Below are 9841 nucleotides of genomic sequence, written 5' to 3' on the forward strand. Positions count from 1 at the left end.
CCTCCCAGCTGGTACCGAAGCTCTCCGGCGGGATGCGGAAGCCCAGCGGCTCGAAGTGGGCGTTGAAGAACAGCAGGAAGGACTGGTCGACGACCTTCTCACCGCGCTGGTCGGGGTCGGGGATGCCCTGCCCGTTGAGGAACACCCCGAAGGAGCGGGCCGGGGCGAACCCCCAGTCGGCGTCCGACATCTCGGTGCCGTCCGGCCGCAGCCAGACGATGTCCTTGAGGGCCTCGCCGCCGTCGTAGCCGGCGGCGGGAAGGCCCGTCCTGGCGTCCAGGCGGTGGATGGGGTCGCCCCGGAAGAACCGGCGCCGGCGGAACACCGGATGCTCCCGGCGCAGGGCGCAGACGGTCGCGGTGAACTCCACCAGGTCCGCGTTGCGCTCCGCCAGGGACCAGTCCAGCCAGGAGATCTCGTTGTCCTGGCAGTAGCCGTTGTTGTTGCCCTGCTGGGTGCGTCCCATCTCGTCGCCGGCCAGCAGCATGGGGACGCCCTGGGAGAGGAAGAGCGTGGTGAGGAAGTTGCGGACCTGGCTGCCGCGCAGCGCGAGCACCGCGGGGTCGTCGGCCGGCCCTTCCGTGCCGCAGTTCCACGACCGGTTGTCGTCGGTTCCGTCCCGGTTGTCCTCGCCGTTGTTCTCGTTGTGTTTGTTGTTATAGGAGACCAGGTCGTTGAGGGTGAACCCGTCGTGGGCGGTGACAAAGTTGATGGACGCCGACGGCCGGCGCCCATCGGACTCGTAGAGGTCGCTCGAGCCGGTCAGCCGGGAGGCGAACTCGGCGATGCCCTTGTCCTGGCCGCGCCAGAAGTCCCGCACGGTGTCACGGTACTTGCCGTTCCACTCCGTCCACAGCGGGGGGAAGTTGCCGACCTGGTAGCCGCCGGCGCCGAGGTCCCACGGCTCGGCGATCAGCTTGACCTGCGAGACCACCGGATCCTGCTGGACGAGGTCGAAGAAGGACGACAGCCGGTCGACCTCGTAGAACTCCCGGGCCAGGGTCGCGGCCAGGTCGAACCGGAACCCGTCGACGTGCATCTCGGTCACCCAGTAGCGCAGCGAGTCCATGATGAGCTGCAGGACGTGCGGGTTGCGCACCCGCATGCTGTTGCCGGTGCCGGTGTAGTCCATGTAGTAGCGCGGGTCGTCGTCCATCAGGCGGTAGTAGGCGGCGTTGTCGATGCCGCGGAAACACAGCGTCGGGCCCATGTGGTTGCCCTCGGCCGTGTGGTTGTACACGACGTCGAGGATCACCTCGATGCCGGCGTCGTGGAGGTCCTTCACCATCAGCTTGAACTCCTGGACCTGCTGGCCCGCGCGGGTGGTGGCCGCGTACGCGTTGTGCGGGGCCAGGAAGGCCAGCGAGTTGTACCCCCAGTAGTTGCGCAGCCCCCGGCGGACCAGGTGCTCGTCCTGCACGAACTGGTGGACGGGCATGAGCTCCACGGCGGTCACACCGAGTTTGTGGTAATAGTCGATCATCACCGGATGTGCCACGCCGGCATAGGTGCCGCGGTACTCCGGCGGAAGCCCGGGATGGGCGGTCGTCAGGCCGCGCACGTGCGCCTCGTAGATGACCGTCTCGTGGTACGGGGTGCGCGGCGGGCGGTCGCCGTTCCAGTCGAAGAACGGGCTGATGACCACCGACTTCATCACCCGGGGCGCGGAATCCTCGGTGTTCATGCTGTCGGGGTCGCCGAAGTTGTAGCCGAAGACCGACTGGTCCCAGTCGATCTCGCCGTCGACCGCCTTCGCGTAGGGGTCCAGAAGAAGCTTGGACGGATTGCACCGCAGCCCCTTGGCAGGTTCGTGGGGGCCGTGGATCCGATACCCGTATCGCTGGCCGGGGCCGATGCTCGGCAGGAAACCGTGGTAGACGAAGGCGTCGGCTTCCTTCAGCTCGACCCTGGTCTCGGTGTTGCCCTCGTCGAACAGGCACAGCTCGACCTTCTCGGCGACCTCGGAGAAGATCGCGAAATTGGTGCCGGTGCCGTCGTAGGTGGCACCGAGCGGATAGGGGCTGCCCGGCCAGACTTGCAACATACGCACGGAGCCTACGGGGTTGGGGAACCGCCGACGACCGGTGCTGGTGGGGATGGGCACCGACGGCTCGGATGACTTCCCGGCCGGTGGATTCCGGGCCGGGGGATTCCGGTTCGGCCGGCAGGGCGGCGGCCGCGGCCGGGCCGGGCCGGGCCGGCTTGAGTACACCTTCGGGCCGCGCCGTGCGCAACTCGTCGCCCGCGTCGTCGATCACAAACCGTTGATCGCGGCCTCCGCCGTGGACGAGGTTCACGAGGTGGCCGCGCGCTCGGTCCTCCACGCCGGGACCCCGTCTGCCGGCCCGCCCGGCATGGGCCCGGCATGGGCCCGGCGCGGGCCCGGCCGGACACCCCACGGACATCATCCGGACGCCGTTCGGACGCCTCGGCCTGGTTGTCTCGCCGGGCCCTGCCGTGCGGAGGATGAGGGAGCCGCCTGTCACGAATCATCCAGGTATCAAATGATGAATCGGATCTGTCAGACGGGGGTAGGTATGGCAGCCACCGGCGGCTCATGGCACCATCGTTACCGCACGGCGCGGCCGATCGTGAGACGAGATCGCAGGGGAAGGCGTAACTCGTTGACGGAGGTCCTGCGTGGTCGCAATGCCATCAACACGTGATCTTGTTTCGGGTTCGGTGTCCGTCGGCATCCCCGGCATGCTCGCCGTGCTGGCCTGCCCGCCGCCACTGTGTCCGCACCTGGAGTTTGCCGTGTCCGCCGTGCTCTCCTCACCGGTGTCCCTGACCTGGACCGAGCAGCCCAGCTCCCCGGGGTCGTTCCACGCGGCCCTCCAGTGGCGCGCCCCCTGCGGGACGGCCGGCCGGCTGGCGGGGCAGCTGCGCCGTCTCGGCCCGGTCTCCTTCGACGTGGTCGAGGGGCCCTCACCGGGGTGCGACTCGGAGCGCTACTCCCACACCCCCGAACTCGGCCTGCACCGCGCGTCGATCGCCGCGAACGGGGACGTGGTCGTCGGTGAGGCGGCCCTGCGCGCGCTCATCGACCGGGGCGAGGGCCGCGAGACCCTGGCCAGGGGCCTGCACCGCCTGCTCGGCACCGCCTGGGACGACGTCCTGGAGCCGCTGCGTCAGGGCGCCCACGGAGCGCCCGTGACCTGGCTGCGCCGGACCGGCTAGAACGCCGGTCAAGTAGCGCGGATCCCATCCACGACCACCCGTGCAGGCCATGATCCAGGAGAGTTTGTCGTTGTGTACGCTTTTTGGCCGCAAAAGCGTACACAACGACAAAATTACGCCGATCTTCTCTGGCGGCCGACGTCCATCGAAGCGTGCCATCGTTCAGGAGGGATACGTATGGTTACCTGACCGGCGCTCTAGGCTTCGCCGCGCCCGCGCCCGCGCCCGCGCCCGCGCCCGCGCCCGCGCCCGCGCTCCGGGCTCATGCGGGCCGGCCGGCATGAGCCGGGCTCCCAGCGGGCAACGTGGTCCGGGCGCGGGTCAGGGGGGTGGGTCGCGGCGCGGGGCCGCTCCGCACCTGACGGGCAGCCTGTCGCCGGCGCATGCTGGCAGGGCCGGGCGCATGCTGGCGGGGCCGGGCGCATGCTGGCGGGGCCGGGCGGGACGGCCGGCTCCTGCCGCGGTTCCCGTGTTCGGGCGTGTGCCGGGCGGGGTATGCCGGGCCGGGTCACCCGTTCCCGGTGAGCCGCCTTCCGCGCGTTCCCGGAGGATTTCCCAGGCGTTGTCGGGGGAGACTTCCTCCGCGTCGCCGGGGGAGCCGCCGGGGGTGATGGTGGCCCCGGCGGGCGCCCCCGGCCCGATGCCCGCCGGCGTCCGATGACACCTGGGACGTGGGAGCGCAACAGGTGTGGCGAAGGCCACATCTGTTCGGGATCGTCCGGGCGGGCACATACCCCACCGGCCGTGCGTTGTGGGTGGGGCACGAGAGAGCAGCGCACTTAATTTCACGGGAGTATTTCAGTGGCCACCGATTACGACACCCCCCGGATCAGCGATGCCGAGGAGGTCGCCGAGCAGAGTCTGGAGGCGCTCAAGGCACGACGGGCGGACGCGGCGGCCGACCTCGGGGACGATGTCGACCCGTTCGAGTCCGAGCTCGACCTGCCCGGCGCGGACCTGTCCGGGGAGGAACTTACTGTCCGCGTACTGCCCCGACAGGCGGACGAGTTCACCTGCACGAGCTGTTTCCTGGTCCATCACCGCAGCCAGCTCGCCGACAGCCGGCGGATGATCTGCGCGGACTGCGCCGCGTAGGCCGGACGGGCCGCGCGGGCCATGGAGCCGTGCCGGGTGGGCCCCCGTGCGCCGCGGGCGGGGCGGGGCGGGCCCACCCGGTCGTCCTGATGATCAGGTGAGTGCTGATGATCAGGTGAGTACCTGGATCCCTGCCTCCCGCATCTGCGCGACGGCCCGTTCCTCGTCCCCGGGCCGCAGGCTGACGAAGCGGGTAAGGGCTAGCGGGACCACCACGTCGAAACCCAGCGCTCGGCCGTCCAGGGCCGTTGCCTTCACACAGTGGTCCCCGGCAAGGCCGGCCACGACGATCCTGCGGACCCCCTGAGCGGTGAGGACGTCGACCAGCTCGGTCGCCCGGCCGGCGTCGGTGAGCGGGTCCCGTACGGTGAATCCGGAATAGCCGTCCTCGCCGCCCGTCCCCTTGCGCACGATCGTCCCGTCGACCCGCAGGGCCGGATGCAGCCGCGCGCCTTCGGTCTCCCGCACGCAGTGCGGCGGCCAGATGCCGCCGCCGGTGACGAAGTGCGGGGTGGCCGGCGGATGCCAGTCCTGCGTGTAGACGACCGGTGAGCCCGCGGCCACGGCCCGTCCGATCTCGTCGTTGACGAGTGGGATGATCTCCTCGCCGCCGGTCACGTACAGGCTGCCAGTCGGCGCGGCGAAGTCGTTCTGGACGTCGATCACCAGGAGTGCGACGCCCGGCCCGTAGTCGTCGGTCATGAGCCGATTCTGCCCACTGCCGGCCTGCCGCGGCATTCCGGGCCTCCCACGGTGGGGCGCGGCCCGCCCGCATACGGATGCCAGGCGTTTGCCGGATATTGCCCGTCGGCATTCAGGCCCCGCCCACCCGGGCCCATGCCGGATTGCCCGGGCCGGGTCGCCGGTGCCGAATTGACGTGGTATCCGCTTGACGTGGTATCCGCTTGACGTGGTACCCGTTTGATGCGGTACCCGTTTGATGTGGTATCTGCCACGAACGCCGGTGCCGGCCGTATCCGTACAGGATACGTACGGATTCAAAGCTGATGCGCGGTTGTCATACCGCCCCGTTACAGTGGTCGGGTGCGCAGCAGAGACTACGGGCCCGACGTGCTGGCGCGGAGCGGGCGTGCGCGGCCCGCCGCGCCGCCGTCGGTCGAGGCCACCCCCGGCCTCGTCGTCGAGGACACCGCGACCGGTTTCTGCGGGGCGGTGATCGAGGCTGAGGCGGGCGGGGTCGTGCTGGAGGACAGGCACGGCCGCCGCCGCGCCTTCCCCCTTGCCGCGGGCGCGTTCCTGCTGGACGGGCGGACGGTGACGCTGACCCGGCCGGGACGGCCGGTGCCGGCGGCCCCGGCCCGCACGGCGTCCGGCTCCATCGCCGTGCCCGGCCAGCCGGCCCGGGTCGCGCGGGCGAGCCGGATCTACGTGGAGGGGCTGCACGACGCCACGCTCGTCGAACGCATCTGGGGCGACGACCTGCGGGTGGAGGGCGTCGTCGTGGAAAGCCTGGACGGCGTCGACGACCTGCCCGCGCTGGTCGCCGCCTTCCGGCCTGGCCCGCGGCGCCGTCTCGGCGTGCTCGTCGACCATCTGGTCGCCGGCTCCAAGGAGAGCCGCATCGCCGCGTCCGTGACGTCACCGTACGTGCTCGTCACCGGGCATCCCTACGTGGACATCTGGCAGGCGGTCAAGCCGTCCTCCGTGGGCATCGCGGCCTGGCCCCAGGTACCCCGGGGCCAGCCGTGGAAGGAGGGGGTGTGCCGCGCACTGGGCGTCGCCGAGCCCGCCGACATGTGGCGCCGGGTGCTCGCCGGCGTGCGTTCCTACACGGACGTCGAAGCCGGCCTGCTCGGCGCGGTCGAACGTCTCATCGACTTCGTCGCGGTACCGGCGGGCGACGGTGACGACGAGCACGGCGACGGCAAGCACGGCGACGGCAAGCACGGCGACGAACGCGGCGCGGAACGCTACGGGGGACGCGAAAGCGGCCGGACATGAGGCCCGGTCCCGCCGCCGGCATCCCCTTGTCCCGGACGGGGCGACGCTAGATGCCACCGCGGTGGAGAGCGCTCAGGCCGGGTTTTGTCGTCGCACTCGTCGTGGTGGTCGCGATCGTGGCCTTCGCGGTGCACGCGGCGCGTTCCGGCCCGCCCCCGCCGCCGTTCGGGATGTCCGGGGCGGCCGCGGCGTCGCCGTCGCCCGAGCCGAGCGCGGCCGGAGCCGGGGCCGCGGCCAGGCCGGACCTGCTGCGCGGGCGCACCGTCCTGCTCGATCCCGGCCATAACGGGGGCAACGCGAGGGCGCCCGCAGCGATCAACCGGAAGGTGCTCGCCGGCGGCATCGCCAAGGAGTGCGACACCGTCGGCTCGCAGACCGTCGACGGGTATCCCGAGCACGCGTTCACCTTCGACGTGGCCACCCGCGTGGCCGAACTGCTGCGTGGCCGAGGCGCCACCGTCGTCCTGACCAGGACGGACGACAACGGGGTCGGCCCGTGCATCGACGAGCGGGCCCGTATCGGCAACGACGCGCACGCGGACGCGGCCGTGTCCGTGCACGCCGACGGCGGCCCGGCGAGCGGTACCGGGTTCCATGTCATCGCCCCGAGCCTGAGCCCGGACGGCGGCAACGCCGTGATCCTCGCCCCGTCGGCCCGGCTGGCGGACGCGGTGGGCGCCGCGTTCGAACGGAGCACCGGCGAAACCCGGGCGGACTACATCGCGCACGACGGCCTGGCGTTCCGTACGGATCTGGGTGGCCTGAACCTCTCCCGGGTGCCCAAGGTGTTCATCGAGTGCGCCAACATGCGCAATCCCGCCGATGCCGCGCGGGTCTCCGACCCCGCGTGGCGCGGGCGTGCCGCGCAGGGCATCACGGACGGGATAACCGCCTTCCTGACCGTACCGCCTTCCTGAGCACACCGTCTTCCCGACCACACGTCCACCACATGGTTACCGGACGGCGCGATGCCCTGGTTGGGTGTGGGTGGCGTTCCCGAGCTTCGCGCACGTGCATTTGCCGAGCCATATCGGCCGAGCCGCGCCAACGGCACGGGTCCGCGCCGCCAGCTCGGCCAGTGGCGCGTCGACGTCACCGATATTTCGTATATGTAGCATCTTGCGACAAAGGCAGATATTCCTGTAAACTAGCGATTCAACTCTGTTTGACATGATTTGCCGAGGTGCTTTCGCGCACTCGGCTGTCGTTCTGGCGACAGCATATTGACGGAAAGCATCAAGCAGTAAAATTGTCCGCTATAGCGGGATTTTCGACCGCATGGGGGCAGTCGTGAACATACCGGTCGACCCTGCGTCGCCATGCGCCGGACCAAGGAGGGGCGTCATCGACGAAGGGACGGCGGCAGCGACGACGCGGCGGGACGCCGCACTTGGCCAGCGGGCGGCCCGTACCCGCGACGCCATCCTCGAGGGGGCGCGCCGGCTGTTTCTCGACCGCGGCTACGCGGGCACCCGGATCGGCAACATCACCGACGCGTGCGGGATCTCGCGGGCCGGCTTCTACACCTACTTCCGTGACAAGCGTGAGGTATTCAACGCTCTCGGGGAGAACGCCTACCGGGACATTCTCAAGATTGTTTCCCGCTGGGAGGTGATGCCGCGGCCGTGCGACCTGCCCGACGTGATCGGATGGGTGCGTGCCTACTTCGCGTTCATGGACGTGCATGGCGCGTTCATCTTCGCCTCTGGTCCCTCCGCGCCAGCGGACGAGCAGTTCCGCACCAGCAGCAGACGGATGCAGATGCGGGTCGCGTTCCTGCTGGGGGCGAACCTGCGCGGCCGCCAGGCCGAGCCGACCATCGTGCCGGAGGCCCTGGGATTATCGATCATGGGGATGCTCGAACGCGCCTGGTACTACTGCCGCGCCCAGGAGCTCCCCGTCGGCGACGACGACATCATCCGCACCGTCGCCCGCCTGATCCTCAGCGACCTCAGCCCGGCCCACTGACCCATCACTCCGGCCGGCGCCGCCGGCCGCGAGCGAGGGAGCTGCGGGAGCACCGCGTCGGCTCCCGCGTTGGCACCCGCTGTTCGCCCACCCGTCGGCCACGAACGGGCGGAGCCGTGTTCAGCTCCTCACGCCACCACCACAGTATCCGCCGGCGCAGCGCCAGATCCCACGCCTGAACGGCTCCTGCGCCGGCCATGAACGGCGTGTGGTGCCACCCGCCTCCCGCGGACGCGTCGATCCACTGGGTGTCGGTGAGCAGGGAGAGCTGGAGACCCGGCTCCAGCCGGACGGGAAAAACCGGAATCCCCCTGTCCCACGCGTAGACGAGCTCAATGTGACACCACTGTGAGTCGGCGGAACGGCGGCTCCCGAGAAACACTACGGCGTCCGCGCGGCGGAGCTCCCGCCAGAGATGCTTCTCCCACCGGGCCGCCGGTGGGATGCCATCGGAGTCAAGAAAGACGCCGGCGAACCCGGCGGCGACAAGCCTGCTCCTGAGCAGGTCCGCCGCCGCGCGATCCTCCGACGCGTAACTGATGAAGGTAAGAGACACACCGGCCCCCGTACGGCACCGCCACCGGGCGACCGGACCGAGGATCGGACGCCTCACCCGCCAGGCCCGACTCTACGTGAGCAGTCAGGCCACCTGAGTTCCTGGCCGGCCCCACCGTGCATCCCGGCCATCAGCCGACGTGACCTGTATGGCGCTCGGAGACCCGATGGCAGTTGTGTACACCGTGATTCACAAATATGAGGAGGTGTGCCATGGTGACCAAGGTAGGCATCCGTGAGTTCCGCGCTGGCCTGGCCGACTACATCGCTTCTGACGAGCCGGTGGCAGTGACCCGTCACGGTCGTACGGTCGGCTACTTCATCCCCGCCAAGTCCGATCTTGATGCCGAGCTGGCCGCGCTCAAGGCGGCAGCTGCCGCTCTCGATGGGCTTCTGGCACAGGGAGATGTCGAGGTCGACGCGGTCGTGTCCGAGTTCAAGGCTGCCCGACGCAAGCGGCCCACCGCCTGACACGCCGTCATGTCAGAACAGAAGAGCCTGGTCCTTGACGCGAACATCCTGATCCGAGCTGCGCTGGGGAAACGTGTGCGGGATCTTGTGATTACCTGTGCCGGCAAGGTGGCGTTCTTCGCCCCTGACGTCGCGTACCTGGATGCAAGGAGGTACCTGACCGGCATCCTCTCCAAACGAGGTCTCGACCCGCAGGCCGCGCTCGCTGTTCTCGACGGTCTCGAGCCAATCGTTCTCGGCATCGATGCGGACACCTATGGGCTTGCCCGTGACGCCGCACTGGCTCGTATTGTTGACCGAGATGCCGACGACTGGCCGGTGCTTGCGACCGCTCTTGTTCTGGATTGCCCGATCTGGACCGAGGATCAGGACTTCTTTGGCACTGGCGTCCCGACCTGGACAACCGATCGGGTCGGGCTCTTCTTCGACTCCCATGGTTGACGGGTAGGCCACCGACGCCAGCCGAAGGGCGGCGAAGCCGGGGAAAGCTGGAGCATCCCGGACCAGCCCATCGCGGCTCCCGTCAACCCCCACCGCAGGACGGCAGAGGCTCACTCCCCCGACAAACACGCGCTCCCGGCAAAACCGCCCAAAGGGAGCAAGCAGTGGA

The 9841-nt window shown here is 69.7% G+C and carries 10 protein-coding genes; 7 read left to right on the forward strand and 3 right to left on the reverse strand.

The features are described 5' to 3' along the window. Positions 1-2044: glycogen debranching protein GlgX (glgX, locus tag AC5LSR_RS19860; protein WP_493468811.1), on the reverse strand; the 2044-nt coding region annotated here is incomplete at its 3' end. A gap of 605 nt (positions 2045-2649) precedes the next feature. On the opposite strand from glgX, the gene AC5LSR_RS19865 reads away from it, so the two are divergent. Both AC5LSR_RS19865 and AC5LSR_RS19870 read left to right on the forward strand, forming a co-directional pair. Next, entirely contained in the window at positions 2650-3180 is a 531-nt protein-coding gene (locus AC5LSR_RS19865; RefSeq protein ID WP_250291503.1) for a DUF3145 domain-containing protein, read from the forward strand. An 801-nt stretch (positions 3181-3981) separates the two neighbouring features. Continuing rightward, a complete protein-coding gene (locus AC5LSR_RS19870; RefSeq protein ID WP_250286775.1) occupies positions 3982-4275 on the forward strand; it encodes a DUF4193 domain-containing protein in 294 nt (97 codons plus the stop codon). Positions 4276-4386: 111 nt separating this feature from the next. On the opposite strand, the gene AC5LSR_RS19875 is transcribed toward AC5LSR_RS19870, so the two are convergent. Then, the gene (locus tag AC5LSR_RS19875; RefSeq protein WP_250286777.1) at positions 4387-4977 is read right to left on the reverse strand and encodes an isochorismatase family protein; all 591 of its coding nucleotides are present in this window, start codon (positions 4975-4977) and stop codon (positions 4387-4389) included. A 342-nt stretch (positions 4978-5319) separates the two neighbouring features. Between AC5LSR_RS19875 and AC5LSR_RS19880 the strand changes: the two genes are divergently transcribed. From AC5LSR_RS19880 to AC5LSR_RS19890, 3 genes are all read left to right on the forward strand, one after another. Continuing rightward, positions 5320-6237 (forward strand): DUF3097 domain-containing protein, encoded by a 918-nt coding sequence (locus AC5LSR_RS19880; RefSeq protein ID WP_250286779.1) that lies wholly within the window; start codon positions 5320-5322, stop codon positions 6235-6237. A 50-nt stretch (positions 6238-6287) separates the two neighbouring features. Then, positions 6288-7154, forward strand: a complete 867-nt coding sequence (locus AC5LSR_RS19885) for an N-acetylmuramoyl-L-alanine amidase (protein ID WP_250286783.1) — start codon at positions 6288-6290, stop codon at positions 7152-7154. 373 nt (positions 7155-7527) lie between these two features. Then, positions 7528-8205 (forward strand): TetR/AcrR family transcriptional regulator, encoded by a 678-nt coding sequence (locus AC5LSR_RS19890; RefSeq protein WP_250291501.1) that lies wholly within the window; start codon positions 7528-7530, stop codon positions 8203-8205. 4 nt (positions 8206-8209) lie between these two features. Here the strand turns inward: AC5LSR_RS19890 and AC5LSR_RS19895 are convergent, their stop codons facing one another. Then, positions 8210-8761 (reverse strand): toll/interleukin-1 receptor domain-containing protein, encoded by a 552-nt coding sequence (locus tag AC5LSR_RS19895; RefSeq protein WP_250286790.1) that lies wholly within the window; start codon positions 8759-8761, stop codon positions 8210-8212. Positions 8762-8973: 212 nt separating this feature from the next. Here AC5LSR_RS19895 and AC5LSR_RS19900 point away from each other — a divergent pair, with 212 nt between their 5' ends. Beyond that, a complete protein-coding gene (locus AC5LSR_RS19900; RefSeq protein WP_250286793.1) occupies positions 8974-9231 on the forward strand; it encodes a type II toxin-antitoxin system Phd/YefM family antitoxin in 258 nt (85 codons plus the stop codon). A gap of 9 nt (positions 9232-9240) precedes the next feature. Beyond that, positions 9241-9672: a PIN domain-containing protein gene (locus AC5LSR_RS19905; RefSeq protein WP_250286794.1), complete on the forward strand. Its 432-nt coding sequence runs from the start codon at positions 9241-9243 to the stop codon at positions 9670-9672. Positions 9673-9841: the final 169 nt, after the last annotated feature.

It is taken from the genome of Protofrankia sp. CiP1_Cm_nod4, assembly GCF_982290645.1.

What these genes read in the sequence shown, in the direction of transcription:
- AC5LSR_RS19885 (WP_250286783.1), top strand. Translation starts at nt 6,288, where the DNA reads ATGCCACCGCGGTGGAGAGCGCTCAGGCCGGGTTTTGTCGTCGCACTC.
- AC5LSR_RS19875 (WP_250286777.1), bottom strand. Translation starts at nt 4,977, where the DNA reads ATGACCGACGACTACGGGCCGGGCGTCGCACTCCTGGTGATCGACGTC.
- AC5LSR_RS19865 (WP_250291503.1), top strand. Translation starts at nt 2,650, where the DNA reads ATGCCATCAACACGTGATCTTGTTTCGGGTTCGGTGTCCGTCGGCATC.
- AC5LSR_RS19900 (WP_250286793.1), top strand. Translation starts at nt 8,974, where the DNA reads ATGGTGACCAAGGTAGGCATCCGTGAGTTCCGCGCTGGCCTGGCCGAC.
- AC5LSR_RS19905 (WP_250286794.1), top strand. Translation starts at nt 9,241, where the DNA reads ATGTCAGAACAGAAGAGCCTGGTCCTTGACGCGAACATCCTGATCCGA.